The organism is Maribacter aquimarinus (genome assembly GCF_047345505.1).
GTDB lineage: Bacteria > Bacteroidota > Bacteroidia > Flavobacteriales > Flavobacteriaceae > Maribacter.
This window is the reverse complement of record NZ_JBLFEO010000021.1, coordinates 44,657-70,084: the sequence shown is the minus strand read 5'-3', so window position 1 is coordinate 70,084 and position 25,428 is coordinate 44,657. Positions and strand designations below refer to the sequence as shown.

Annotated in this window: 23 protein-coding genes and 1 riboswitch; of the genes, 15 read left to right on the top strand and 8 right to left on the bottom strand. The window is 50.2% G+C overall.

The window, feature by feature from the left end:
- Positions 1-25: 25 nt before the first annotated feature.
- Positions 26-616 (bottom strand): hypothetical protein, encoded by a 591-nt coding sequence (locus tag ACKWCC_RS14440; protein ID WP_413996658.1) that lies wholly within the window; start codon positions 614-616, stop codon positions 26-28.
- Positions 613-1,119 (bottom strand): RNA polymerase sigma factor, encoded by a 507-nt coding sequence (locus ACKWCC_RS14435; protein WP_413996657.1) that lies wholly within the window; start codon positions 1,117-1,119, stop codon positions 613-615. The genes ACKWCC_RS14440 and ACKWCC_RS14435 overlap by 4 nt, the downstream gene beginning before the upstream one ends.
- A 569-nt stretch (positions 1,120-1,688) precedes the next feature.
- Here ACKWCC_RS14435 and ACKWCC_RS14430 point away from each other — a divergent pair.
- The 13 genes from ACKWCC_RS14430 to ACKWCC_RS14370 all read left to right on the top strand — a co-directional run bounded on the left by ACKWCC_RS14430 (position 1,689) and on the right by ACKWCC_RS14370 (position 18,180).
- A complete protein-coding gene (locus ACKWCC_RS14430; RefSeq protein ID WP_413996656.1) occupies positions 1,689-2,276 on the top strand; it encodes a hypothetical protein in 588 nt (195 codons plus the stop codon).
- 141 nt (positions 2,277-2,417) lie between these two features.
- Positions 2,418-3,461, top strand: a complete 1,044-nt coding sequence (locus ACKWCC_RS14425; protein ID WP_413996655.1) for a sensor histidine kinase — start codon at positions 2,418-2,420, stop codon at positions 3,459-3,461.
- Positions 3,458-4,156, top strand: a complete 699-nt coding sequence (locus tag ACKWCC_RS14420; protein WP_413996654.1) for a LytR/AlgR family response regulator transcription factor — start codon at positions 3,458-3,460, stop codon at positions 4,154-4,156. The genes ACKWCC_RS14425 and ACKWCC_RS14420 overlap by 4 nt, the downstream gene beginning before the upstream one ends.
- A 127-nt stretch (positions 4,157-4,283) precedes the next feature.
- Positions 4,284-4,410, top strand: a riboswitch (SAM riboswitch).
- 114 nt (positions 4,411-4,524) lie between these two features.
- Positions 4,525-5,526, top strand: coding sequence for a homocysteine S-methyltransferase family protein (locus ACKWCC_RS14415; RefSeq protein ID WP_413996673.1), 1,002 nt, complete (start codon positions 4,525-4,527; stop codon positions 5,524-5,526).
- A 63-nt stretch (positions 5,527-5,589) separates the two neighbouring features.
- Complete coding sequence (locus ACKWCC_RS14410; RefSeq protein WP_413996672.1) at positions 5,590-8,775, top strand: vitamin B12 dependent-methionine synthase activation domain-containing protein; 3,186 nt, start codon at positions 5,590-5,592, stop codon at positions 8,773-8,775.
- Between the two features lie 347 nt (positions 8,776-9,122).
- On the top strand, positions 9,123-10,076 hold the full coding sequence (gene metF / locus ACKWCC_RS14405; protein WP_413996653.1) for a methylenetetrahydrofolate reductase [NAD(P)H]: 954 nt from the start codon (positions 9,123-9,125) through the stop codon (positions 10,074-10,076).
- A gap of 184 nt (positions 10,077-10,260) precedes the next feature.
- Positions 10,261-11,361, top strand: a complete 1,101-nt coding sequence (locus ACKWCC_RS14400) for an acyloxyacyl hydrolase (protein WP_413996652.1) — start codon at positions 10,261-10,263, stop codon at positions 11,359-11,361.
- Positions 11,362-11,394: 33 nt separating this feature from the next.
- Complete coding sequence (locus ACKWCC_RS14395) at positions 11,395-12,186, top strand: head GIN domain-containing protein (RefSeq protein WP_413996651.1); 792 nt, start codon at positions 11,395-11,397, stop codon at positions 12,184-12,186.
- The gene (locus tag ACKWCC_RS14390; protein WP_413996650.1) at positions 12,183-13,283 is read left to right on the top strand and encodes a serine hydrolase domain-containing protein; all 1,101 of its coding nucleotides are present in this window, start codon (positions 12,183-12,185) and stop codon (positions 13,281-13,283) included. The genes ACKWCC_RS14395 and ACKWCC_RS14390 overlap by 4 nt, the downstream gene beginning before the upstream one ends.
- 550 nt (positions 13,284-13,833) lie before the next feature.
- The gene (locus ACKWCC_RS14385) at positions 13,834-14,661 is read left to right on the top strand and encodes a prephenate dehydratase (protein WP_413996649.1); all 828 of its coding nucleotides are present in this window, start codon (positions 13,834-13,836) and stop codon (positions 14,659-14,661) included.
- Positions 14,658-15,800, top strand: coding sequence for a pyridoxal phosphate-dependent aminotransferase (locus ACKWCC_RS14380; protein ID WP_413996648.1), 1,143 nt, complete (start codon positions 14,658-14,660; stop codon positions 15,798-15,800). The genes ACKWCC_RS14385 and ACKWCC_RS14380 overlap by 4 nt, the downstream gene beginning before the upstream one ends.
- Positions 15,801-16,113: 313 nt before the next feature.
- Positions 16,114-16,998: a prephenate dehydrogenase gene (locus ACKWCC_RS14375; protein WP_413996647.1), complete on the top strand. Its 885-nt coding sequence runs from the start codon at positions 16,114-16,116 to the stop codon at positions 16,996-16,998.
- A gap of 99 nt (positions 16,999-17,097) precedes the next feature.
- Positions 17,098-18,180: a chorismate mutase gene (locus tag ACKWCC_RS14370; RefSeq protein WP_413996646.1), complete on the top strand. Its 1,083-nt coding sequence runs from the start codon at positions 17,098-17,100 to the stop codon at positions 18,178-18,180.
- 153 nt (positions 18,181-18,333) lie between these two features.
- Here ACKWCC_RS14370 and ACKWCC_RS14365 read toward each other — a convergent pair whose 3' ends face one another.
- From ACKWCC_RS14365 to ACKWCC_RS14345, 5 genes are all read right to left on the bottom strand, one after another.
- Positions 18,334-18,837 (bottom strand): DUF6155 family protein, encoded by a 504-nt coding sequence (locus tag ACKWCC_RS14365; RefSeq protein WP_413996645.1) that lies wholly within the window; start codon positions 18,835-18,837, stop codon positions 18,334-18,336.
- 263 nt (positions 18,838-19,100) lie between these two features.
- A complete protein-coding gene (locus tag ACKWCC_RS14360; protein WP_413996644.1) occupies positions 19,101-19,400 on the bottom strand; it encodes a type II toxin-antitoxin system RelE/ParE family toxin in 300 nt (99 codons plus the stop codon).
- Complete coding sequence (locus ACKWCC_RS14355) at positions 19,384-19,617, bottom strand: hypothetical protein (RefSeq protein WP_413996643.1); 234 nt, start codon at positions 19,615-19,617, stop codon at positions 19,384-19,386. Before ACKWCC_RS14355 ends, ACKWCC_RS14360 begins: the two co-directional genes overlap by 17 nt.
- A 437-nt stretch (positions 19,618-20,054) precedes the next feature.
- On the bottom strand, positions 20,055-20,708 hold the full coding sequence (locus ACKWCC_RS14350) for a hypothetical protein (protein ID WP_413996642.1): 654 nt from the start codon (positions 20,706-20,708) through the stop codon (positions 20,055-20,057).
- A gap of 923 nt (positions 20,709-21,631) precedes the next feature.
- Positions 21,632-22,222, bottom strand: a complete 591-nt coding sequence (locus ACKWCC_RS14345; RefSeq protein ID WP_413996641.1) for a hypothetical protein — start codon at positions 22,220-22,222, stop codon at positions 21,632-21,634.
- A 107-nt stretch (positions 22,223-22,329) separates the two neighbouring features.
- Here ACKWCC_RS14345 and ACKWCC_RS14340 point away from each other — a divergent pair, with 107 nt between their 5' ends.
- Positions 22,330-23,004: a head GIN domain-containing protein gene (locus tag ACKWCC_RS14340; protein ID WP_413996640.1), complete on the top strand. Its 675-nt coding sequence runs from the start codon at positions 22,330-22,332 to the stop codon at positions 23,002-23,004.
- A 57-nt stretch (positions 23,005-23,061) separates the two neighbouring features.
- Here the strand turns inward: ACKWCC_RS14340 and ACKWCC_RS14335 are convergent, their stop codons facing one another.
- Entirely contained in the window at positions 23,062-23,502 is a 441-nt protein-coding gene (locus ACKWCC_RS14335) for a hypothetical protein (protein WP_413996639.1), read from the bottom strand.
- A 199-nt stretch (positions 23,503-23,701) separates the two neighbouring features.
- Between ACKWCC_RS14335 and ACKWCC_RS14330 the strand changes: the two genes are divergently transcribed.
- Positions 23,702-25,336: an AsmA family protein gene (locus tag ACKWCC_RS14330; protein WP_413996638.1), complete on the top strand. Its 1,635-nt coding sequence runs from the start codon at positions 23,702-23,704 to the stop codon at positions 25,334-25,336.
- The last annotated feature ends 92 nt before the right edge of the window (positions 25,337-25,428 follow it).

Sequence of the window (25,428 nt, the reverse complement as noted above, 5' to 3'; positions counted from 1 at the left end):
GCAGCACAGTTTTTTTGGCTGGAATTTATTCTTCCATTGCGGCGATAAGTTCGTCCAATTTTTTTAATTGTGGGGCAAAATATTTTCTTGCGGCCCATTTGTTCAGAAAATGAACCCCAATGGCCATGGCCACTGCCAACGAAGCAGTGAACACAATGATGTTGGTTTTTTCCGGAATGTGGACAAACCCCAATAAAAAGAGAAATAGACCAGGATATAGGGGCAATACGTACCAATAAAGGACATTTTCCAGCGACTTCTTCTGAACACGAAGGATTTCCCTCGCCTCCAAAAGATAGGCCAGGTAGGTTTTAGCATAGCTATTGGGTTTCTGCCTATCTGTTTTATAAAGCCAAAGAATGATATATAGGATTGACAGAACAATCAATGCCGATCCCATTCTGGTCAACGCAAAGGGATGTGTTATGGCAATGTAAGTGAAGATAGGGATACCGATGGTCGCCGCCAAACCTTCCCTGATCAGCATGTTTCTCCAAGATTTTTGAAGTCGGTTTACGCCCAATTGTACGTCGATCATCAACCGCGACCTTTCAAATTTAATTTGCTCGGTCTTGGGAGAGGATTGCCAAATGGCGATGAGTTCATCTTCCATCATGATGCTTGGTTTATACAGTGCAACAATTTTGTTTTGATACGTTTTATCCTTACCGCGATGGTGTTTTCCTTTAGGCCCGTCACGGCGGCAATTTCCCTATAGGCCACTTCTTCCAGATAAAGGGCAATCATGGCCCTATCGGCCTCGTTGAGTTGTTTTATGCAAGACTTGAGCTGTTTTGGTTTTTCGCTCTGCTCGGTATGTTCCGGTGCTGCTTTTAAGTTGTTTATCGTAATACTGTCCATACGCAGCATCTTCTTTTGTTTTTTACTGTCTTTGGAGCGAACCCGCATGCATACATTGAGCGTAATGCGGTACATCCAAGTAGATAGGGAGGCATGGCCCTTAAAATTGGGCAGGGCTTCCCAAATGTGCACCAACACCTCTTGAAAAAGGTCTTTGGTGTCCGCTTCATCTTTCCCGTACACCGAGCAGATGCGCAGCAGTTTGTGTTGGTTCTCGTCCAACGCGTTTAGAAAAATATGCTCCAGGTCTTTGGCCATGTCTGGGGTTGGTTTCTACTAGTTTAGTGACAAAATGGTTGAAATTATGACAAGGTATTCCATTATTTTTTTTGAGAAAGGGGGCAGTGGCAGGACTTATTTCGGTGAATGGCAACCGTTTTTTGATGTGCACTTACCCGTTTAGTCATGTTGAACCCCCGTTGTACCACAAAAAACATGTTTCACCCTTTTCCATTTTACCGGTTTTGAAATGTCCGCTTTTGCCATGGAATATACTTATGAAGCGCTATCCAAAGATGTTGGCGGCGTGTTGGTTCGCCAAATGTGAACGTTTGGCACGGCACCCGATTTCAAGTGAAGCGACCTTGAAAGATCTCTTTCCATATCTTAGGATGGGCAGGGCCGAGTTTGATGCTTTTGGAGAATTGGGGGGGGGGGCACTGATACTGCTCCGGTCTTTAATGTCTTACAGCGGTGCTTTTCAAGTTCACCGCAAACATTTGCGGGTTCATCGCATACCGAAAAATGATCTGTCTCCCTGGTTTAGTTTTGTGGTGTAAACAAGTATGAACAACCTGGAACACAACAGGTGCTAAATCGGAAATATTATGAAAGCAATTTTAAAAAGTACCGTAGTCCTATTGCTATTGTCAATGAGCGTCACGGCAATGGCCTATGCCCCGGATATGAGCCTTACCTTGGGAGCGGAAGGAAAGAGTCTGGTGTTTAGGATGGACGCCAAGGACACTGAGGCAAGAATTAAATTGGTTAACGAGGACGCCGTTGCCATTTACAGTGAACGCGTGTCCAATGCTGATTATGCCAAGACTTTCAACCTAGAGGGCCTCTCAATGGGAACCTACTATTTTAGCGTAAAGAACCGGAAGGCCACTATGGTTTTCACCTTCACCATTAATGAGGACGGCATTGAGCTTGCGGAAAGAAAAAAAGAAAACACTCGTGCCATTTTTAGAAAACGCGGTAAAAAAGTCTCTGTGAATCTCTTGAACTCAGATTTGGGCCGTGTGGAAATCATAATTATCGATGCTCAGAACAATATGGTTTTCAAGGAAATTTCCAAGAACAAATTGCACGTGGGCAAGGTGCTCAGCTTTCAGAGTGCCGCAAGAGGGGCCTACACGGTTATGGTCAACAATGGGGAGGACGCCTACTACCAGCATGTCTATGTAGATTGAGTCAAAAAAATGTTGTTTGTTAGTCAAAAGCGGTCTGCCACGGGTTGGAAGGCCGTTTTTGCATAGATGTCCGTTTCCCAGCGACTTCAAGCGGAAAAAATTGCCCACTTTTGGGTATCTTGTCAATGTAGTAGAACAAATATGTCCATTCAGCAAAAATCCATAAAGAAATATCAGACGGTTGTTCTGCATGTATTGGTGTGGGGCTTTGTCTTTGCCCTGCCCTATATCTTTTCCTTGCAGTATTCGGGAGATAGGATGCCCACCGAGTTTGCGCAGAAGATTTTGGTTCTTAACATCCTGATGAATCTGTTTTGGATGTCCACATTTTATCTGAACACCCAATTCTTGGTGCCAAAATTCTTATATAGAAGAAATGTTTTGCTTTTTGTGGTAGTGAATTTAGGCCTATTGGCGCTTATACTCTTAATGAATCGTTTCGCTTACGATGCGCTGAACTTTGCCTACCCATATTCCATTAATACAGCGCTCTTGCACAATGCACTTCCCTTTTTGTTCTTTGTACTTATGGCTGTTGCCTTAAGGACCGTGAGCGATCGTTTAAGATTGGAGCGCAGGGCCCAGGAAAAAGAGCGTGAGAACTTAAAAACAGAACTTGCATTTCTGCGATCGCAGATCAGTCCTCACTTTTTGTTCAATGTGCTCAACAATGTTATTGCGTTGGCCAGGGCCAACAGTCCAAAGTTGGAGCCCACCATTTTAAAACTCTCCTCCTTTATGCAGTATATGTTGTATGAGACCGATGATGAGAAGGTGCTGATAAAGAGCGAAGCTGATTATTTGCAAAGCTATATAGACTTGCAAAAATTACGTTTTGGGGATAGGCTTAGCCTTAAGGTTAATTTATACCTACAGGAAGATTGGCACACCTTAGAGCCCATGCTGTTGATACCTTTTGTGGAAAATGCCTTTAAGCATGGCACGGGTATCATAGAAGACCCCATTATAGAGGTTTCGTTAGCGGCTGCGGACAATTTGCTGGTTTTTAAGGTGCGCAACAAATTTGTTGAAAAGGACCAGGCCAAGGACAAGACCTCCGGCATTGGTTTGGCCAATGTAAAAAGAAGGTTACAGCTACTTTACGGCACTAGGCACAACTTAAAAATTGAAACAAATGATGTTTGGTATTCGGTGCTTCTGCAAATAAAACTAAACTCCCAATGAACTGTATCGCCATAGATGATGAGCCTCTTGCCCTTGAGCTTCTCCAGGATAATATAGGTAAAGTCCCCTTTTTACAGTTGGTGGCCACCTGTAACAACGCTTTTGAGGCTGTAGACGCCATGGGGAAGCACGCTGTGGATTTGGTGTTCATAGACATTCAAATGCCTGGTCTAAGCGGGCTCCAGTTCATTGCAAGTTTGGAAAAAAAGCCATTGGTTATCTTCATCACGGCCTACAAGCAATATGCCGTGGAAAGTTATGATTTGGATGTGGTGGATTACCTTGTAAAACCGGTTCCCCTAGAGCGTTTTTTGAGAGCTTGCCTTAGGGCCCGGGAACTTTTTGAACTGAAATCCGGACAGGCCGAGACGGCCACAAAGAAAGCAAAGGACCATTTCTTTGTGAATGCAGATTACAGCCGGGTCAAGATCAATTTCAAAGATATCATTTGGATGAAGGGCTATGGCGATTACATCAAATTCCATTTAAAAAGTGCCCAGCACCCCTTGGTGGTCCGTATCAGTTTCAGGGAGCTGGACAAAGAGCTGCCGCCTGGTGCCTTCATACGGATACATAAGTCTTATGTGGTGGCTTTGGATGCCATCACTGCCGTGCGCAAGAACAGTGTTTTTCTCGGGGACAAAGAACTCTCCATTGGGGAGACCTTTCGCGAGCAGGTGGAGAGGTTGTTTTGATTTTTTATGCCCCACCGGGCAGGAGAGCAGTTGATCCAAACACCGCAAGACTTGAAAAATCGCCCTTTTCCTTGCTTTTAAAGGCCATGTGCCCGAACTTTGCCCCAGTTCTTTAAAACACTGAAAACCGTTATCAAGAAAGGTGGAGGGATTGGACCCTGCGAAGCCTTAGCAACCCTTTGTGCCGCCCAGGTTTGGAGGCCCGAGAAGGTGCTACATTCTAGCGTTGTGCTGCCCCGAGGCTTCGTTGGCCGCGGGAAGCAATCCCAAAACGCATAGATAACCACAGCTAAAGGGACCATGTCCCCATCCTTCCCTTCCTTGATACCATCTATAAAAAAAAATAGGGCGCCTTGGCGCCCCGTGTTATGGCAGACATCAAAGACATTTTACAACGGCGCATCCTCATCTTGGACGGGGCCATGGGCACCATGCTGCAACGGCACAAATTCACGGAAGCCGATTTTCGCGGCGAACGGTTCAAGGATTGGCCGCATCCCTTGCAGGGCAACAACGACCTACTGTCCCTGACCCAACCGGAGGCCATTGCAGACGTGCACCGACAGTATTTTGCAGCGGGGGCAGACATTGTGGAGACCAATACCTTTTCCGGCACCACCATTGCCATGGCCGACTACCATATGGAAGAATTGGTGGAAGAGCTCAATTATGAATCGGCCCGTATCGCCAAGGAAGTGGCCTTGGAGTTTACGGCCAAAGAGCCGCACAAACCACGGTTTGTGGCCGGCAGCATGGGCCCCACCAACAAAACCGCCAGCATGTCCCCGGATGTGAACGACCCCGGTTTTAGGGCCATCTCCTTCAACGAGCTAAGAATTGCATACAAACAACAGGCAGAGGCGCTGCTCAAGGGCGGTGCGGACCTGTTGCTTCTGGAGACCGTTTTTGATACACTGAACGCCAAGGCGGCCCTTTTTGCCATAGACGAAATCAAGGAGGAGCAAAACGTGGACATCCCCATCATGGTCAGTGGCACCATTACCGATGCCTCCGGGAGAACCCTGTCCGGACAGACGGCAGAGGCCTTTCTCATTTCCGTTTCGCACATGCCCATTTTATCGGTGGGGTTCAACTGTGCCTTGGGCGCCAGCCAGTTGGTGCCCCACTTGGAGGTGATTTCGGCAAAATCGGCCCACGCCATTTCGGCCCACCCCAACGCCGGCCTGCCCAATGCCTTTGGGCAATATGATGAGAGTCCGGCGCAGATGGCCGCCCAGATCAAGGAGTACTTGGAAAAAGGCCTGGTGAACATCATTGGCGGTTGTTGCGGCACCACTCCGGAACACATCAGGGCCATTGCCGAGCTGGTGGCCCAATATGGCCCCAGAAAGTTGGAAATGGCCCCTTGAGAACGGGCAGGATGGGCTCTTAATGAAGAAGGAACACAAAAGATGAACGCTAGCAACACAACAATGGACAACGAATCCGGGGCTTCCCAAAGGGACGGTGGGGCGCCCAGATATTTAAAGTTGTCCGGCCTGGAACCCTTGGTGGTCACGCCCGAAACCAATTTCATAAATGTGGGCGAGCGCACCAATGTGGCCGGTTCCCGGAAATTTCTTCGGCTCATAAAGGAGGAAAGGTTTGAGGAGGCCCTGGACGTGGCACGCGAGCAGGTGGAAGGCGGTGCACAGGTCATAGACATCAATATGGACGATGGCCTCATTGATGGCAAGGAGGCCATGGTAACCTTCCTGAACCTGGTCAATGCCGAACCGGACATTGCCCGGGTGCCCATCATGATAGACAGTTCCAAATGGGACATCATTGAGGCGGGGCTGCAAGTGGTGCAGGGAAAATGCGTGGTGAACTCCATTAGCCTAAAGGAAGGGGAGGCCCAGTTTGTGCACCACGCCAAGCTCATAAAGCGCTATGGCGCGGCCGTGATCGTGATGGCCTTTGATGAGGTGGGCCAGGCAGACAACTATGACCGGCGCATTGAAATTGCCAAGCGTTCCTACGATATTTTGGTGGATAAAGTGGGCTTTCCGCCGGAAGACATCATTTTTGACCTGAACATCTTTCCCGTGGCCACGGGGATGGAAGAGCACAAATTGAATGCGATCGATTTTATCCGTGCCACCAAATGGGTGCGGGAAAACCTGCCCCATTGCAGCGTGAGCGGGGGGGTGAGCAACGTATCCTTTTCCTTTAGGGGCAACAATCCGGTGCGGGAGGCCATGCATTCCGTGTTTCTCTACCACGCCATACGGGCGGGGATGAACATGGGCATCGTGAACCCCAGTCTTTTGGAAGTATATGATGATATTCCCAAGGACCTGCTGGAGCACGTGGAAGACGTCATGCTCAACCGAAGGGAAGACGCCACCGAGCGGCTGTTGGATTTTGCGGAGTCCGTGGTGGGCAAGGCCCGGGAGAGCACGGTGGACCTCTCTTGGCGTGAGGAACCCTTGCAGAACAGGATCACCAGGGCCTTGGTGAAGGGCATTGACCAGTACATCTTGGAAGATGTGGAAGAGGCCCGGCTGGCCGCCGAAAAGCCCATAGCCGTCATAGAGGGCCACCTCATGACCGGAATGAACGTGGTGGGCGACCTCTTTGGCAGTGGTAAAATGTTCTTGCCCCAGGTGGTGAAGTCGGCCCGAGTCATGAAAAAGGCAGTGGCCTATCTCTTGCCTTTCATAGAGGAAGCGAAAACGGCCCCCCAGCCCCCAAAGGGGGAGCAGCACTGGAAGACGGCCGATCCCACGGGTTACAATTTGCTGAAGCAGTACGCAAAAAGAATGCGGAGCCAACCCACTGAGGCAGAAGCTATGCTTTGGAACGCACTGAGCGGCAAGAATTTGGATGGTTTTAAGTTTAGAAGACAGCACATTATTGGAGCGTATATTGCAGATTTTATCTGTTTAAAGCAAAATTTGATCGTGGAAGTGGATGGGTCCATCCATCAATTGCCGGAAAACAAAGCGAGTGATGCCGAACGCACCGCTTGGTTGGAAAAGCAGGGATATGAAGTAATTAGGTTCAGTAGTGCCGAGGTTCTTGGCAGTCTTGATGAGGTCTTGGAAAAAATACACGCAAAGTTGACGGCTCCCCCTTTGGGGGCGGGGGGGGCTGCCGGTAAGATTTTAATGGCCACGGTAAAGGGCGATGTCCATGACATTGGTAAAAATATAGTTTCGGTCGTTTTGGCCTGCAACAATTATGAGATCGTGGACTTGGGCGTGATGGTGCCGCCGGAGAAGATCATTGCCTCGGCCGTAGAGCACAATGTGGACATCATTGGGTTGAGCGGTCTGATCACCCCTTCCTTGGATGAAATGGTACACCTGGCCAAGGAGATGGAGCGCAAAAAGTTCACCATGCCCCTGTTGATCGGTGGGGCCACCACCAGCAAGGCCCATACCGCTGTGAAGATAGACACCCACTACAGCCATGCGGTGGTGCACGTCAATGATGCCTCGCGCGCCGTGACCGTGGTGGGCGATCTCTTGCAAAAGGAAACTTCCACGGCCTACAAGGAGAAGGTAAAGGCCGACTATGAGGTGTTCCGGGACAAGTTCTTGAAACGGAGCGTTAAGAAAGAGTACAAGCCCCTTGAGGCCGCACGGGCCAACAAGTTCAAGATCAACTGGGAAGAAACCCCCTTGGTAAAACCCAAGCAGTTGGGCATACAGGTCATAGAGGATATGGCACTGGAAACCCTCCTGCCCTTTATAGACTGGACGCCCTTTTTTAGGAGCTGGGACCTGCACGGGAAATATCCGGACATTTTAACGGACAATGTGGTGGGCGCCCAGGCCACCGAGCTCTTCCAAGATGCCCAGGAGATGCTGAAGGAGATCGTGCAAGAAAAAAAGTTGAGGGCAAAGGGGATTTTTGGCCTGTTCCCGGCAAATGCCATCCATGATGATGATATTGAGGTGGTGGCGGCCCTGGGCGACGCTTACGGGGCTTCTGGGGAGAACGGTGAAGAAAGCAGTGACAGACCGCCCCGCAACAAGTCAGGTGCAACCGGGGTTGTTTTCAGGACCCTGCGCCAGCAGTTGCAGCGGCGCGAGGGCGTTCCCGATTATGCCCTGGCCGATTTCATTGCCCCCAAGGAAACGGGCAAGCAGGATTACATAGGGTGCTTTTGCGTGACCACCGGTTTTGGGACGGCAGAAATGGCGGCGCAATACGAAAAAGATTTGGACGATTACAGTGCGATCATGGTCAAGGCCCTGGCCGATCGCCTGGCGGAAGCCTTTGCGGAGTACCTGCACAAGGAGGTGCGCACCAAACATTGGGGCTACGCGGCCAACGAGGACCTGGCCAATGACGAACTGATCGATGAAAAGTACAAGGGCATACGGCCCGCCCCCGGGTACCCCGCTTGTCCGGACCATTTGGAGAAACTGACCATTTGGGAACTGTTGCGGGTGGAGGAGACCATTGGGGTGAAGCTCACCGAAAGCTTGGCCATGTGGCCGGCGGCCTCCGTGAGCGGGTACTATTTTGGGAATCCCCAGGCGCGCTACTTTGGACTGGGAAAGATAAAGGAAGACCAAGTGCAAGATTTTGCCGCCCGAAAGGGAATGCCCTTGGAGGAGGCCAAAAAATGGCTGGCCCCCAATATGGCAGAGGAAGGCGAGTAGCATGGGAACTGGGCTGCGCGGGGCGGTACAGCCCGTTTGCAATGGGCCTGGGAGCCGTTTTTTTGTGGGGCAGGGTTTCATGGTGTTCTGCCAAAGGAATGGAGGCCGGAGCCATGATCGGCGGGCGCCCGGTTTAAAATGTTTGCCGCGGGGAAGATGGGGAAAGGGCTGCGTTAGGGATTGGAGCGGCATCTTTTTTGGGCCCCTTGGCACAAAAAAATACAGCGGAAAGCCCGACCCTTGGGGAACGCCCAACAAAAACGGGCCAAGGCGGGCAGTGTTGCCAAAGATACCTTGGGTGCGGTGGGCACAAGGGGAACAACAACGGGATTTTAAGTGCATTATAGATGAAGATAACGGAACATATAGCAAAGGCCAAGGGGGAGACGCTCTTTAGTTTTGAGGTGATCCCGCCGGTAAAGGGAAAGAGCATTCAGGAACTGTATGACAATATAGACCCGCTGATGGAGTTTAAACCACCCTTTATTGATGTGACCACCTCGCGCGAGGAGTATGTCTATATTGAAAAGGACGGCCTTTTGGACAAGCGGAAGACGCGCATGCGTCCCGGAACGGTGGGCATTTGCGCATCCCTACAGCACAAATACAAGATAGACACGGTGCCGCACCTGCTCTGTGGGGGCTTTACCAAGGAGGAAACGGAGTACGTGCTGGTGGACTGCCACTACCTGGGCATTGAGAACGTGATGGCCCTGCGCGGGGATGCCATGAAGGGCGAGCCTTATTTTGAGCCCACCGAGGGCGGGCACCGGTACGCCCAGGGCTTGGTGCAACAAATCGCGGACCTCTGCGGCGGCCACTACCTGCACGAGACCGTGGTGTCCGGAGATTGTGCCGATTTCTGCATTGGGGTGGCCGGGTATCCCGAGAAACACCTGGAGGCGCCCTCCCTGAGCACCGACCTTAAAAGACTGAAGGAAAAGGTGGATGCCGGGGCGCATTACGTGGTGACCCAAATGTTCTTTGACAATGCCAAGTACTTTGCCTTTGTGGATGCCGCACGGGCCATGGGCATTGACATTCCCATTATTCCCGGCATAAAGCCCCTGGCCGTGAAGCGCCATTTGAACCTGCTGCCCCAGGTCTTTAGCCTGGACCTGCCGCAGGACCTGGTGGATGCGGTGGAAGCCTGCAAGGACAACAGGGCGGTGCGCCAGGTGGGGGTGGAATGGGCCGTGGAGCAAAGCAGGGAACTACGGGAGGCCGGGGTGCCGGTGCTGCATTACTATTCCATGGGAAAATCGGACAATATTGAGCAGATCGCCCGGGCGCTGTTTTAGGCGATATGGGCGGGACATGCCCTTTGCCTTGGCTTTGCGGGCTTCGGGTGCGCCAAAGAATTTCTTTCACAGGGCCGTAAGGGGGCGTTCGGGGGGGCGTATGGGCGGGGTTGTAGGGTGTTTTTGATAAAATCATGACCACAAGGGGCCGCCCCTATGTTCACAGCCCTTACCTTTGTGCCCCATGAAACCATTAGTTTTGCTGGTTGTGCTGCTGTGGGGCGTCATCGGGTTTTCCCAAGAGGACGGGGCGCCCAAAAAATACACCTTGGACGTGAGCCCCTTCTACGGCTCGGTACTGCTGCACAATCCGGATATTTCCCACCTGATCACCAGCCACCCCAATGGGGCCATCATTGGCCTTAACCGCAAGACCTACGGGGCGCAGGACTGGGAGGGGCTGTACAATTACCCGGACTATGGGGCCTCTTTCATTTACCAGGACATGCGCAATGCCACCTTGGGGCAGAACTACGGGCTGTACGCGCACTACAACTTCTATTTTTTTAAGCGCAAGCTGCAGTTTAGAATGGGGCAGGGCATTGCCTACAACACCAACCCCTACGACAAAGTGAACAATTTTAGGAACAATGCCTACGGCTCCCATTTCATGAGTTCCACCTATCTCATGCTCAACTACCACAGGGAGAATCTGTGGAAGGGCCTGGGGGTTAAGGCGGGCATATCCGTCATTCACTATTCCAACGCCAACTTTAAGGCGCCCAACACCTCTACCAACACCTTTGCCCTGAACGCGGGGCTGGTCTATGACCTGGACGGGGGCAGGGAGCTGTCCTATATGCCCAAACCTGGGAAACAGAAACTCACGGAGCCCATACGCTATAATGTTGTGCTGCGCGGCGGACTCAATGAAAGTGATGTCATTGATTCCGGGCAGTACGGCTTCCTGGTGCTTTCCGGGTATGCGGACAAACGCCTGGGCAGAAAAAGTGCCGTACAGCTGGGCACCGATGTTTTTTTCAGTAATTTTCTAAAGGAACTGATCCGGTACCAGTCCATTGCCTTTCCGGAGAACAATGTGGCCGCGGACGACGATCACCGCAGGGTGGGGCTCTTTTTGGGCCATGAGCTCTTCATCAATAAAATGAGCGTGATCGCCCAGTTGGGCTATTATGTGTACTATCCGTTCGATTTTGAGGGAAGGGTGTACAACCGGATCGGGCTAAAACGCTATTTCTCGGACAGGCTGTTCGCGGCCATAACCTTAAAATCGCACGGGGCAAAGGCCGAAGCGGTGGCGTTTGGCATTGGGGTGCGCCTCTGACGGAGGCAAATGAATTTTTAAAACAGACCTTGTATGGACCACTTATGGAAAGGTAAGGGAACGCTTCGGGGCAGCGGCACCACGGTGCTTCTGCTGCTCTCTCTGTTTTTCTGGGGCTGCAGCGGTGAAAACGTTCCGGACTGCCTGCAATCTGCCGGGGAGCCCGTACGGGAGGAGGTGTCCCTGCCCCCCTTTACCAAGATAACCGTTTTTGAGAAAGTGGCCCTGGTGCTCAGGGAGGGGCCGGAACAAAAGGTGGAGGTGGAGACCGGGGAGTTTCTGCGCAATGAGGTATCTGCCCAAGTGGAGGGCGACCGTCTGGTGCTGCGCAATGAAAACGGCTGTAACCTCTTCAGGGAATATGGGCTCACCACGGTCTATGTGACCTCGCCCAACATCACGGAGCTGCGCAGCAGTACCGGATTGTCCATTTCCAGCGATGGGGTGCTGTCCTATCCTTCCCTGACCCTGCTCTCCGAGAGCTTTACCGTTCCCGAGGCCGCCACCACGGATGGGGAATTCAACCTGAGGGTGAACAGCGAACGTCTTGACATTACCGTAAACGGCATTGCCTCCTTTGCCCTTTCCGGTGCCGTGGAAGATCTTAACATCACTATTGCCGCCGGAGATTCCCGTATAAACGCCCGGGAACTGCTGGCCCAAAACGTGCGCTTGAACCACAGGGGCAGCAATGATGTGCTGGTGGATCCGCAGCAGCGCTTGGCGGGCGTAATACGAGGTACGGGAGACGTGCTCAGTTACAACCGGCCCGCGACCGTGACGGTGGATGTCCTTTTTAACGGCAGGCTCATTTTTGTGGAATGACCGGTCTTTGGCAGCATATGAAAGGCCTTTTGGGCCGGCCCACGACCGGGGCAGGCAAGGATGGACCGGATGCGCGGCCTTCGGCCGATGCCTTGTTGCGTTCCTTGGCCATAGAGGGGAAGGTGCCCGGTTTGGCCATCTCCGTGCTCAAGCACGGGCGCTTGGTCTTTGAAAAGGGCTATGGCCATGCCCATTTGGGCAAGAAAGTACGGGTGCGGCCCCGGGACACCATTTTTCGCACGGCCAGTGTGTCCAAGCCCATTGCCGCCACCGCGCTGGCCCATGCGGTGCATCAGGGGATCATCTCCTTGGATGCCTCCCTGTACGACTATGTGCCCTACTTTCCCAAAAAGAGGTGGGACTTTACCATAAGGCAACTGGCCAACCATACGGCGGGCATACGAAAATATCGGGGCAAGGAGTTTGCCCTGAACCTCCCGTACACCATTAAGGAGAGCCTTGTTCTTTTTAAGGACGATGCCCTGTTGTTTGCCCCAGGGACGGATTACACCTATACCAGTTATGATTGGGTGCTCATTTCCTTGGCCATACAGGAGGCCGCGGGCATGCCATTTGAGGATTATGTGGAAAAGACCGTATTGGCCCCCTTGGGCATACGGCACACCTTTGCGCCCGTGCGGGGGGCAGAAGACCGTGTTCCCGAAAATCTGCACTCCGCTTTCTTGGCCCAATGCTATACCCGGGGCCGCCACGGTTTCCGAAAGGCCCTACCGGTACAGAACTTTTACAAGCTGGCCGGGGGCGGGTATCTTTCCACCACGGCGGACATTGCCAAGTTTGGGCAGGCCCATTTGGACGGTAAGGTGCTGGATCCCCAATCCCTGGCACCTTTTCTTGTCCCCGCCCACGTCAAAGGGGAATCCACCCATTACGGATTGGGTTGGCAAGTGAGCCAAGACGCCCACGGCAGGCCCTATTACGGCCATGTGGGCAGTGGGGTGGGGGGCTACAGCAATCTGTTCATATACCCCGAACAGCAGATGGTCTTTGCCATTTTGATCAATTGCACGGACCCCGGCGTTCAAGAGGTGTTGCACCAAGCGGTGCACCTGCTGTTGGCAGAGCCCCCAGTGTGATTTTTCCAGGACCGTTCCGGGCCTAATGCCTTGATATGCTGGATTATGGGCCACCTTTTTTGCGATTCTACGGGGAGTTGGCCACGGCTTGGGGAAGGGGTCATGGTGCCGTGGAGCGCCCAAAATCCTTTGGGGAGCCTTGTTCCCTCGGGGGCTCGGTGGGGGCGGGGGGTTGTTGCACCGCTCTTTTTTTTATCATATCGTTAACATAATGGGATAAATGTGCAAAAAATATAAAAATTCTTAATAAACCTTGGGTAGCTTTGTGGGAATTGGAAAAATAACACCCAAAGGAGGCTTTAATTGAATTAATTACTACTTTAGCAACCTCATAGCAAAGATTATGTTGAAGCAATATTTTTGGAACGCGTTTTATTTTTACTTCTTTTTCACGGAGAGGTCGGGACGGTTCTAGGTTGTATTGAACAATGATATATAGAATGAAGTTCCGATAACCATCGGAACTTTTTTTTTGAACCCAAGTGAGATCAAGGGACAAGGATAAGGAAACGCGGGGAGATTTTTTTTTGAGAAGGGAAACCAACCATAAATGACATTGAAAATAGCCATACAGGGAATTCGCGGAAGCAACCACCACCAAGTGGCGCTGGATTATTTTGGCAACGACATTGAGCTGGCCGAATGCCTGTCCTTTGATGCGCTGGTACAACAATTGTTGGAGGCAAAGGCGGATCAGGGCGTCATGGCCATTGAGAATTCCATTGCGGGCAGCATTATCCCCAATTATGCGCTGCTGTACCAAAATGCGCTTCACATTGTTGGGGAGCATTACCTGAACATACACCACCATTTAATGGTGCTAAAGGGCAGGCAACTATCGGATATCCGGGAGGTGAGTTCCCACCCCATGGCCCTTTTGCAGTGCAAGGAGTACTTCAAGAATTTTCCCAATATAAGGTTGGTTGAGGATGTGGACACGGCCGAGACCGCCAAGCGCATTAAAGAGCAGGGTTTGGGCCATGTGGCCGCCATTGCGCCCAAAGTGGCCGCCGAGCTGTACGGTTTGGATATCGTAGCGGACAACATACAGACCATTAAAAATAATGCCACACGCTTTATCATTGTACGGACAAAGAACAAGGTACTGCCAAGAAAGGAGATCAACAAGGCCTCCCTGCGGTTCATCACGGACCACAAGCGCGGTAGCTTGGCCACGGTGCTCAACGTGATGAGCGATTGCAACCTGAACCTAACCAAGATACAGTCGCTCCCCATCATGGAGACCCCTTGGAAATATGCGTTTTTTGTGGATGTCACCTTTGATGCCTACCACGATTTTGACAAGGCGAAAAAACTGTTGGACATCATGTCCGAGAACTTTACCATTTTGGGAGAATATAAAAATGCCATGAGATGATCACAGCGGAAAGATTGAACACCGTACAGGAATACTACTTCTCCAAAAAGTTGCGGGAGGTAAGGGGTCTGGTGGCCCAGGGCAAGCCCATCATCAACATGGGCATAGGGAGTCCCGATCTGGCGCCCGCCCCGGAAGTGATACGGAGCATGCAGGAGGCCATACTGCGGCCGGGGGCACACCAGTACCAAAGTTACCAGGGTCTGCCGGAACTGAGGGAAGCCTTTGCTTCCTTCTATGCGGACAAGTTCAAGGTGGCATTGGATCCACTAACGGAAATTCTGCCCCTAATGGGTTCCAAAGAGGGCATCATGCACATTAGCATGGCGTTTTTAAATGCCGGCGATGCAGTGCTTATTCCCGATCCCGGGTATCCTACCTATACCGCCGTGACCAAACTGGTGGGCGCCACGCCCATTATGTACGATCTTACGGAAGAGCACCAATGGTTGCCCGATCTGGACCGGTTGGCCCAAATGGATCTGGAAAAGGTGAAATTGATGTGGATCAGTTACCCCAACATGCCCACCGGGGCACGCATTACCCTGGAAAAAATGAAGGCCTTGGTGGCCTTCGTCAAGGAGCATGACCTTCTACTGGTGAACGACAACCCCTACAGTTTTGTGTTGAACGACACGCCCACCAGTATTTTACAGGTACCGGGCGCCAAAGAGGTGGCCCTGGAGCTGAATTCGCTGAGCAAGACCTTTAACATGGCCGGCTGGCGGGTGGGCATGGTCTCCGGGAATGCGGACCACATCACGGCCGTACTGAAGATAAAGAGCAATATGGATTCCGGGATGTTCTACGGGGTGCAACAGGGGGCCATTACCGCCTTGCGCAGCGGGGAGGAATGGTTCAAAGAACTGGACAGCACCTATGGCAAAAGAAGGGAACTGCTCTTTAGACTGGTAGACCACATCGGGGCCACCTATGATCGCCAAGCGGCCGGGATGTTCATCTGGGCCAAGCTGCCACAAGGCGCCCCATCTTCGGAAGCCTTCATTGACCGCCTTTTGCACGAAAAGGACATTTTTATAGCACCGGGCACCATTTTTGGCCAAAACGGAGAGGGGTACATACGGTTTTCGCTATGTGTCACGGAGGAGAAGATCAAGGAAGCGTTGGGGAGGTTTTAGATATTGGAAGGGAGATATTAGAAGTTAGATATTAGAAGTTAGATATTAGAAGTTTGAAATGGGAAATAATGTCGGGAAGAATGATGGCTCAGAGAGAGCGGTTCCCTTTGCCAAGGACTGCTTTAACTACCGGCTACCCTCTAAGAACTACCTACTCCAGGGAGATATTAGAAGTTAGATATTAGAAGTTAGATATTAGAAGTTTGAAATGGGAAGTTTGAAATGGGAAATATGCAGTAACCACGCTGATTTAACCACAAGACCACAAAACCAGAACATTCTTTAGGTCAAGGGAAAATAGTAAAAGGAAGAGATGAACATTTTTGTAGTTGGAATAGGGTTAATAGGGGGGTCTTTTGTAAAGGACGTGAAAGCAAAAATGCCCACGGCCAAGGTCTATGGGATAGATACCAATGAAGCCCATTTGGAAGAAGCGCTCTCCCTGGGGCTCATTGACACCAAGGCCACCTATGCGGACCTGTCCCTGGCCGATTTTGTACTGGTCAGTGTTCCGGTGGACGCGCTACAGCGCGAACTGCCCAAGATTTTGGATGCCGTGCCAGATGACTGCGTGGTCTGTGATGCCGGATCTACCAAGCAGCAGATTTGCGAGGTCTTGCAAGCGCACCCCAAGAGGCGCAATTTCTTGGCCTGCCACCCCATTGCCGGCACCGAGTTTTCCGGCCCCTCGGCCGCGGTCCTGGGACTGTACCGGGGCAAGACCAACATAATCTGCGAAATTGAGAAAACGGCCTTTGCCCTTCAGGAAAGGGCCCTGGAGCTCTTTGGTCTCCTGGGCATGCGCATTAGGTACATGAACCCCGTGGCACATGACCGGCACATTGCCTATGTGTCCCACCTATCGCACATCAGCTCCTTTATGCTGGGCAAGACCGTTATAGACAAGGAGCGCAATGAGCGGGACATCTTTGATATGGCGGGCAGTGGTTTTGAGAGCACCGTGCGCTTGGCAAAAAGCTCTCCGGCCATGTGGGCGCCCATCTTTGAGCAGAACCGGGACAATGTGGTGGAGACCTTGGAAGAGTACATCCAAAACCTCACGGCGTTCAAAGAGCTCCTGGTAAGGGAAGACTACGAGGGCATCTACAGGGAAATGGACAAGACCAATAGGATAAAGGACATTCTAAAAGGGCTGCCCGAAGCAAAAAAAATGGCACAGGACACATCAAAACAATAATGAACATCAATAATCACAATTAAATGGGCAACGGCCCGTACAACGGAAAAGGATAAGGTTTCCCTTCCGTTGTCCGGGAATTTGCCAAAAAACAACGTAATGGAGAATACAAAGGAAATGAGAACTTGGTTGGATGATATGGGTTTGGATCACCCACTGGTCATCGCAGGGCCCTGCAGTGCGGAAACGGAAGAACAGGTATTGCGCATAGCGCACGCCTTGAAGGACACGGACGTAAACTATTACCGGGCGGGCATCTGGAAGCCCCGGACCCGTCCCGGAAATTTTGAGGGCGTGGGCGCTTTGGGACTCAAATGGCTGCAAAAGGTAAAGGCGGAAACGGGACTGAAAACGGCCACCGAGGTGGCCAACAGGGCGCACGTGGAGCTCGCCCTGGAACACGATGTGGACCTGCTCTGGATCGGTGCCCGGTCCACGGTGAGCCCCTTTATCATGCAGGACCTGGCCGATGCCCTTGAGGGCACGGACAAAATTGTGCTGGTGAAGAACCCCGTAAATCCCGATCTGGCGCTGTGGTTGGGCGGTATTGAAAGATTGCACACGGCCGGGGTAAAAAAGTTGGGGGCCATACACAGGGGCTTTAGCACCTATGAAAAATCCAAGTACAGAAACATCCCCGAATGGCAGCTGGCCATTGAGTTCCAGAACAGATTTCCAGACCTGCCCCTTATCAACGATCCTTCGCACATCACGGGCAAGCGCGACATGATCTTTGATGTATCGCAGACCGCACTGGACCTTAATTTTGACGGTCTCATGATCGAAACGCACTTTGATCCCGACAATGCCTGGAGCGATGCCGCACAGCAGGTAACACCCGATACCTTGGTACAGATCATGAGAGACCTAAAAATTAGAAAAGAAACCGATGAGGAGGCGGAGTACAACGCAAAACTGAGCAACCTAAGGGCGCAAATAGACGTCATTGACAATCAATTGATAGAGATGATGGGCAAGCGGATGAAGGTCTCCGATGGCATTGGAGCCCTTAAAAAACAACGCAATGTGGCCGTTTTGCAGTCGAACCGATGGAACGCCATTTTGGGCAATATGATCTTGGAGGGCGAAAGAAAGGGGCTCAGTGAGGAGTTTGTGTTGAAAATGTTCAAGGCCATTCATCAAGAATCCATAAACCACCAGGAAAAAATCATCAATTCCTAGGGCGTAACCAGCACCGGATCAAGCAAAAAAAGCGATGTTCTTCCTTTTTTGGGGAAGTGGTGTCGCTTTTTTGTTTTTGGTTTTCTTTTTTGTTGGAGCGGGGATGTGGCCGCATCTTGGATATGGCCCCAAGCGCTTTATTGTTCGCTATTTTTAGGGGTAGAATTCGTGATACAAATCTCCCAAGCAATCATGAAATCCCCATCCCATTCCTTTGGTGTCGTTCACAATACCATGGGCTCTTTTCTCAAACTTATCCAAAAGTCCATTTTTGTCAATTAATTTCAGAGCGTTTGCATAGGTGTTTTCAGCTCTTGTATAAAAACTCTCATTTACATCACCATATTCTTTTGTGAACTGAACACTGTTTTCTACGAAATGAAACAGCATATCGGCCAAATTCTTTGGCGATGTGCCAAGCTTTTTAAAATCGTTTATTGCCTTTCTGGCAATTGATAGTTTCAATTGGTGTCCCCTCTTTGGAAAAAAACCTTCTGTAACTTTTTCCTTGTACTGTTGCAAAAGTTTGTCTTCATCAGGATTTGTGCAGTAGTCAAAATACTCTTTTACGGGTTTGTATTTTTTGTAAAGTTCGGAAATGTGTTTTATCAATCCTTCTTTGTCAAGCTTGTTAAGCTCTGATTTAACTTCTCTCAATCCCATAGCTTATTTCCCAAATTATATTTCCTCAAAACATTCAATTAAACTTTTCAATCCAACCAAAAGTTAATTATCATCAGAATTCGCAAAGCTGCACTGGTGCTGGCCCAAGCCTAAACTAGAAGATAGTACCAAGTGCGAAAAGAGGTTTTGTTTTATGAATTACAACTTTGCGTATGTCCCACCCGTGCACTGGGTGGTGTTGGAGGCTCACCGTAGACTTTACCGCTGGCCGCAGTCCATTGGATTGTAATACGGTGTCATATTTTTCTCTTATCCGGATTTTGTCGGTTGGAAAAAAACGAAAGGATTTCAATATAATCCCCTTTTTCTCGGTAATATAATGTGTTGAATTCCTTAACTACAACTCTTCTAAACCCTTCTAATTCAGAAATTGGAAATAGATACGGATTTTGGGAAATTAAACTTAGTGTTCTGTCAAGTTCGGTAGAAAGATTTTTAAGTTCTCGCTCAGTAAAATGTAGTTCTAAATATTCATAAGTATCATACAATTCATTCAGAGCGTGTTCGGTCCAAAGAATTTTACAACCACTTTTCATATATTTTTTTTGCTTCGGAGTGTGGTTTCAGCTTACCGTTATCAGCATCAGAAATTCCCAATTCTATCGACTTTTTTTCAGCATCAGATATTTTATTACACCAGTCTTTGTTTTCAGTATTTCTCAATTCCATAATTTTTTGAATTACAGAACTATCATCTATGGTTGTCAACCATTGAATTAAATCAATTTTAGCTTTTTGAATATTACTCTCCATATCTCAAATTTAGCATATTTTTCTTTCGTGGGCAAATGCAAAATAATGGCCCCGACGTACAGCATACAGGCCGTTTTGGCTGTTGGCGCGCTTTTTTTGGGGTTAACTGTTTGGCTTTGGATATAGTGGTATTTTCTAATATGGCCGCCCGGCCAGTTGTATTTAATTTGTTCTGCGCAGGAACGTGGGAGTGAGCTCAGGGGGAGAAGAGCGCTTGGTCTAAAAAACCGTAAAGCGGTGTAAAGAAAGGAACTGGTGGTAAACTCAGCCAATCCAAATAGGGTAGGCACCATAAACCCGCCATGGCTCAATACCAATGCTTGGAAACCCTTATGCTGGGTGGTGCCAACAGCAGGAAGGTTTGGTTGTTGTACGCAGTGCTTTAATTACAGCTTGGGTATGAACGTCATTGAATTATAAGACAAAGCCAATGTTCCCTACTCACAATGTTTGTTGTAAAAATCCACGATCTCAAAAGCATATTTTACATCTTTTTGCATTAATTTTTCTTGAATTTCTGGACAATCGGATAAATAATGGCTCAAGGACTTCCTTGGTAAACCAAAAAGTACGGATCCCTCCGCGTTTAGAAAAAAATCATCATCCGCTTTTTTAAGTACGTCCTGTCTGGCCCATGACGGTTGCCCAACAATGGCATCCCCATTATCAATCCCTTGGTCAATCCATTCAAATTGATAGTGCGATAGCGGACCCAACTCCTTTACTTTTATAAAATTTGTGTTCCCGTTGGGATTCAAATAATATCTAACCTCGGTAAGGTTGCCCTGTCCAAAAGATTGTTTTCGTCTTGTTAGCTTGAAGCCCACATAATCAGAGCCATTAAATCTATACGCCTTTAACTTTTCCCACTTAAACCTCTTCTTCTTACCGGTGGTGTCCCTAAATCTTACTTTTTTATGGTATTCCGGTCCTGTAAATGTTTCTTTAAAATACGCCATTTTACCATAGAGGGTATCGCCGGTTACCAGCACAATATGATCTAGGGGTGCGTCATTGGAAATTTTTAGTGTCTTGCACGATGATCCGTAGAGCGCAACAAGCAGTAAGCATACGTAGGTGTTTCTTTTCATTTTTTCAGATTAGTGTTTTTTTTGGATGTTGTGTACAACAAAAGTCTGCCCGTAAACCCTGTTTTTATTAAAAATAGGTGATCGGTTTTGATTTATGGCGCTGTGCCGCGGCTTTTACAAATGATTTTTTGCGGACGGAAGCGGTTAGCTTGAAAAAGAACGTGACATATTATGGCTTAAAAGAGGCCTAATGGGGCACATCATGCAACACCGGTACAAAAAAGGTGGAACACGAGCCAGTCCGGACGCTTCGGTATGGCGACCTTCCAAACCCGCCAAAATGTGCCGTTGGGTAGGGGCGGTGTTAGCTTCTCTTAATTAGAACTGCTTAGTTTCCATTGCCTTTATTTTTTTCTCCGGAATACGGTCCCGAATTTTTTCGTTTGAGCAAGTAGAAACTCCTGGAAATAATTTTTGCTTCGTCAGCTGGCCGTTGGCTTTAAATACGGATTACCCACAATATTCCAACAATGTGATGATGGAACGCCTTTATGGAAGGGTGGTCAGCAATTAACAAATCAGACCCATATACAACGAAAGGGCTTGGGAAGGTTCCGGGATGTGTTGGGGGCAAGCTCCACTTTCTCTTTTTCCTTGAAAGGGCAGGGGGCTGTGTCCCTGCCCCTTCCTTTATAGGGTCCAAGGCCCGCGTTAGGGATAGGAGCGAAAAGCCCACAGCAGCCCCGATCGGGATCGGGGCCAGCGAGGACTTGCAGCGTATAGCCCGCCCCGCAGGGAACGCCCGCCCCACCATCTTTATTGGCACCGCCAAAGGGTTCAATACTCCGAGGCTTGGCTTGAAATTAAAATTCAGTTTCTTATTAATGTCTCGTGGGCTTGCCCCGAGGTAGTTTACTTTTTTAGGGCAATGGTGCCATTGACCGGCCTTGAGGCCAAAAAGTGGCGGGCGGTACAGTAATTCCTTATTCTACACTGAAATCGAAAATCATAAAGTCGGCAAAGGCGGGAGAGGTCATGACGTCCTTGTGCACAAAACCGTATTCACCGGGGGCCAGGGCCGCGAGCGGGAAAACGCTAAACTCACCTGCCTCTTTTTCCTCGTAACCAAAGGGAACGGTCTCTGCCTTTATCCTTGGGTTGTAGCCATTAATTTCTGCAAAGATATACCTGCGGTCTTTTTTGGTGTTTGTCTTTAGTTTTAACAAAATGAATTCATTGGGAGACGTGGCCCCCCTAAAGGAACGTTCGGGCTCCAAAAGCCCAAATTCGTTGTGCCGGGGCTGTTGAAAGGAAAAGTGGAATTGCGGTTCGGCAACGATATGGTTGGATCGGCCGTAGCTCAAAAAAGGCCACCTGGATTGTGGTGCCATTCCAAAGCTCAATAGCGCCCAACCGGTATTTTTTACCCTGATGCCACTGAGCAGGTTGGGGTGCAACTGTAGTTTTTCTGCCCCAAAATAGATGGCACTGTTCTGCAATGGGCCCTTTACCAGGGTTTCCTGGCCAACAAGGAGGCAAGGGAGCAGGAACAGGAAGAGATACCATTTTTGCATGCCTACCGTTTTATATATCCAATACCAAGAAATATGCCAATTCTTGCCACGGGACTGTAACAAAACCATAAAAAGGCTATCTTTCCCTTAACTAAAACCATTTGGAAATGAAATTTGCACTATCCCATCTTCTTTTGTTTTTTGTGCTGCCCGCCATGGCACAGCGTACCATAGATAGGGCCGTGGGGGAGTTCAATGAGGTAAAGGTTTACGATCTTATTGAAGTGAATCTCATACAATCCAACGAGAACAAGATCCTCATAAAAGGGAGGAACACGGGAGACATTAAATGGACCAACAAGAACGGGGTGCTTAAATTGCGCATGCAGTTGGACCGGAAGTTTACAGGGGAGGATACGTTTATTGAAGTGCACTATACGGACCTGGACATCATTGATGCCAATGAGGGTGCCCGGGTAACCTGTAATGAAATGGTAAAGAAAAGCATGCTCACCCTCAGGGCGCAAGAGGGCGCGCAGATCACCATGGCCATGGACGTGAAGACGGCCCATATCCGTGCCGTGACCGGAGGCATTGTAACCGCTTCCGGACTGGTGGACCAACAGACCGTGGTGCTCAATACCGGGGGCATCTTTGAAGGGCGCGACCTGCGCAGCAATATTGCCGATGTAAAGGTCTCCGCCGGCGGCGAGGCCGAGGTCTTTGCCAGTGAGCTCATGGACGTGCACATCAAGGCTGGCGGAGATGTCATGGTATATGGCCGGCCCAAGGAACTCAACGAAAGGATTTTTGTGGGCGGCACCATCCGCATTGCGGACTGACCATAAAAAAAGCCCCCGGTCCGTGATCGGGGGCTTTTTGTGCTGTCTGCTGCTTTGCTATTTCTTGAAAATATAGCGGGTTATGAAGATGCCCTGGCCATCTCCCTTACCGGACTCACTTTCCACCGCACTGGTCACAAAGGCCAGTTCCCAGCCATTGGCCACCATATCATTGATCATGGAGGACAACAGGGCATCATTGGCAGCGATGTTCTGGAACCGTATGCCACCAATGTTGTAAAAGTTGAGCAGTTTGGTCTCCTCAAAATTCTTTACCCTGATCTCGCCCCGATCAGCTTTGTTCCGGGTATTGTCATCTTCAGATTGTACACTTGTAAACTCCTTGTGGTCTTTGTCTTCCAGTGCATTGATGATCCTTGATCGGCCAAATCCGTTGGGCACTATGGACTCCACGCTCGTGATCACTTTAAACTGTTGGGCGCTAAGGTCCAAGGTGCAGGCCAGGGCCACTGCGGCAAAAAGAAGTACTTTTTTCATAAAATAAAAGGGTGTTGGTTCACAAGGAGAACGTGGGTATGGGCATAATGTTATGCCCTTGCCCCAAAAAATGAGTTTGTACAGGGATGCCCGTGCCGTTAAAAGACCATTGGTCTAGGGGAAGGGAAGCGAACATTTGGTCCAGGGCTTGCCCCACGTTTTGTTAATGTCGTACATTGGCGTTAGAAAATTGCGCCCTATGCGTTCCAAAAAGAGTCGTAGCTTCTTGTTCATTGCGCTGAGCCTAGCCCTGATCATGGCAGTGGGTGCGGTATATACTTCCTCTAGCCTAAAGAAGGGTTTCAACGAAAAGGTGTTGCTCTTTAACCAAGAGCAGCCGGTACGTTTTGCCTATGCCAAGATGGACCTCTCCCTCTGGTCCCGTTCCTTTACCTTGCATGATGTGCGGGTTGTGCCCACGGACACCTCGGGTAACCGTCCCTTGCGGGTGCGCACCTCCCTGGCTTCCTTTAAGGTGTCCCGTTTTCAAGTCCTCCCCCTTTTGTTCAAAAAAGAACTGCGGTTGGATGGGGTCACGGTACAGGGGCTCCGGGTGGTGTACCGGGGCACGCCAAATTTTAGCAGTGATGGGATATCGGGGAATGGCGGCCAGGCCGCAGAGGAGACCGTCTTAAAGGGCATTGAAGTGGCCCGCCTGGAGGTGCGGGATTATCAACTGCTGCACCTGGATGCCCAAGGAAGGGACACCCTGCACATGTTGCAGGCCGATCATTTGTCCATTTCCGGGCTGTCCCTGCACTCCAACCCCTTGAAGGGCGATGTGCTGGCACTGAACGGAACAGAGCTGCGCTTTGAACTGCGCAACCAGACCTTTTACGCTGCCCGTGGCAAAGACAGATTTTCCCTGGACACCCTTATGTTGGACCTAAAAAAGGGCCGTGCCACTATGGCCGGACTGTCCTACGGGGACAAGGACCAATTGAACCGCCTGGCGGCGGCGAAGAAATACAACACGCCGGTAAATGCCTTTACCTTGCCCCAAGTGGAGATCTTTGGTCTGCACACCCAGAGGTTGTTGCAGGGAAATGGGCTGGTCATGGACAGTCTTTTGATCAAGGGCCCCACCTTCCACATGCTCAAGGACACCCGTAAACCTTGGAACAAGGAAAGGACCCTTCCCCTGCTCACTGAGATGATACGGAACGTAAAGTTCCCGTTTTGGGTCGATGCCCTGAAAATCCACGACCTAGACCTGGATTATGTGGAAGTGGCCCAAGAGGCCCTGCTCCCCATGCCCATAAATGCCATGAACGCCACCGTGCTGCATCTGGGCAACATAGCTGGTGAGCATGCCCCCGAAAGAGGTGCAAGTACCTCCATAACGGCCACCGCCACGGCATTTAAGGAGTTGGATTTCTCCATAGCCCTGCTCTTGACGGATCCCCTGAACAGTGACGAATTTACCTTTAAGGGCTCCACTGGCCCCTTTACCTTTGAGTCTTTTAACCCGATCATGGTGCCCACCAGCAGCATTAAGTTTGAATCCGGCAATGCCGATCGGGTCCTTTTTTCCGGTCGTGGCAATGCCAAGGCCACATCCGGGGAACTCACCATGTACTTCCACGGGTTGAACGCCGTGGTGCTAAAGCGCGACATGCGCGAGGAGAACAAGGCGTTTTCCTTTTTGGCCAATAAGGCGGTAAGGAGGCAGAATCCCAAGAACGGAAAATTGAAAACAGCCATGATCCACTACGAACGCAGACCTTACAAGGGGTTTGGCAATTATTTGGTAAAGAGCTTGGAATCCGGTTTGCTCAACTCGGTGTACCCCTTTGGCAAGAGGGAGGTGAAGGGAGCGCCGGGTGCGCCATAAGGCCCGTTCCTTTCGTGTGCCTTCCATCTGTGCATGGGCCGATCCCGGCCAAGGGTCCACGTTGACCCAAAAAAGGTGCTGCGGGCAAAAGG

Excerpts from the sequence above, each read along its gene's own strand:
- ACKWCC_RS14410 (WP_413996672.1), top strand. The coding sequence starts at position 5,590 with ATGGACAACGAATCCGGGGCTTCCCAAAGGGACGGTGGGGCGCCCAGA.
- ACKWCC_RS14390 (WP_413996650.1), top strand. The coding sequence starts at position 12,183 with ATGACCGGTCTTTGGCAGCATATGAAAGGCCTTTTGGGCCGGCCCACG.
- ACKWCC_RS14440 (WP_413996658.1), bottom strand. The coding sequence starts at position 616 with ATGATGGAAGATGAACTCATCGCCATTTGGCAATCCTCTCCCAAGACC.
- ACKWCC_RS14435 (WP_413996657.1), bottom strand. The coding sequence starts at position 1,119 with ATGGCCAAAGACCTGGAGCATATTTTTCTAAACGCGTTGGACGAGAAC.
- ACKWCC_RS14430 (WP_413996656.1), top strand. The coding sequence starts at position 1,689 with ATGAAAGCAATTTTAAAAAGTACCGTAGTCCTATTGCTATTGTCAATG.
- ACKWCC_RS14340 (WP_413996640.1), top strand. The coding sequence starts at position 22,330 with ATGAAATTTGCACTATCCCATCTTCTTTTGTTTTTTGTGCTGCCCGCC.
- ACKWCC_RS14360 (WP_413996644.1), bottom strand. The coding sequence starts at position 19,400 with ATGAAAAGTGGTTGTAAAATTCTTTGGACCGAACACGCTCTGAATGAA.
- metF (WP_413996653.1), top strand. The coding sequence starts at position 9,123 with ATGAAGATAACGGAACATATAGCAAAGGCCAAGGGGGAGACGCTCTTT.
- ACKWCC_RS14350 (WP_413996642.1), bottom strand. The coding sequence starts at position 20,708 with ATGAAAAGAAACACCTACGTATGCTTACTGCTTGTTGCGCTCTACGGA.
- ACKWCC_RS14420 (WP_413996654.1), top strand. The coding sequence starts at position 3,458 with ATGAACTGTATCGCCATAGATGATGAGCCTCTTGCCCTTGAGCTTCTC.
- ACKWCC_RS14335 (WP_413996639.1), bottom strand. The coding sequence starts at position 23,502 with ATGAAAAAAGTACTTCTTTTTGCCGCAGTGGCCCTGGCCTGCACCTTG.
- ACKWCC_RS14425 (WP_413996655.1), top strand. The coding sequence starts at position 2,418 with ATGTCCATTCAGCAAAAATCCATAAAGAAATATCAGACGGTTGTTCTG.
- ACKWCC_RS14330 (WP_413996638.1), top strand. The coding sequence starts at position 23,702 with ATGCGTTCCAAAAAGAGTCGTAGCTTCTTGTTCATTGCGCTGAGCCTA.
- ACKWCC_RS14395 (WP_413996651.1), top strand. The coding sequence starts at position 11,395 with ATGGACCACTTATGGAAAGGTAAGGGAACGCTTCGGGGCAGCGGCACC.
- ACKWCC_RS14400 (WP_413996652.1), top strand. The coding sequence starts at position 10,261 with ATGAAACCATTAGTTTTGCTGGTTGTGCTGCTGTGGGGCGTCATCGGG.
- ACKWCC_RS14380 (WP_413996648.1), top strand. The coding sequence starts at position 14,658 with ATGATCACAGCGGAAAGATTGAACACCGTACAGGAATACTACTTCTCC.
- ACKWCC_RS14415 (WP_413996673.1), top strand. The coding sequence starts at position 4,525 with ATGGCAGACATCAAAGACATTTTACAACGGCGCATCCTCATCTTGGAC.
- ACKWCC_RS14370 (WP_413996646.1), top strand. The coding sequence starts at position 17,098 with ATGGAGAATACAAAGGAAATGAGAACTTGGTTGGATGATATGGGTTTG.
- ACKWCC_RS14385 (WP_413996649.1), top strand. The coding sequence starts at position 13,834 with ATGACATTGAAAATAGCCATACAGGGAATTCGCGGAAGCAACCACCAC.
- ACKWCC_RS14355 (WP_413996643.1), bottom strand. The coding sequence starts at position 19,617 with ATGGAGAGTAATATTCAAAAAGCTAAAATTGATTTAATTCAATGGTTG.
- ACKWCC_RS14345 (WP_413996641.1), bottom strand. The coding sequence starts at position 22,222 with ATGCAAAAATGGTATCTCTTCCTGTTCCTGCTCCCTTGCCTCCTTGTT.
- ACKWCC_RS14375 (WP_413996647.1), top strand. The coding sequence starts at position 16,114 with ATGAACATTTTTGTAGTTGGAATAGGGTTAATAGGGGGGTCTTTTGTA.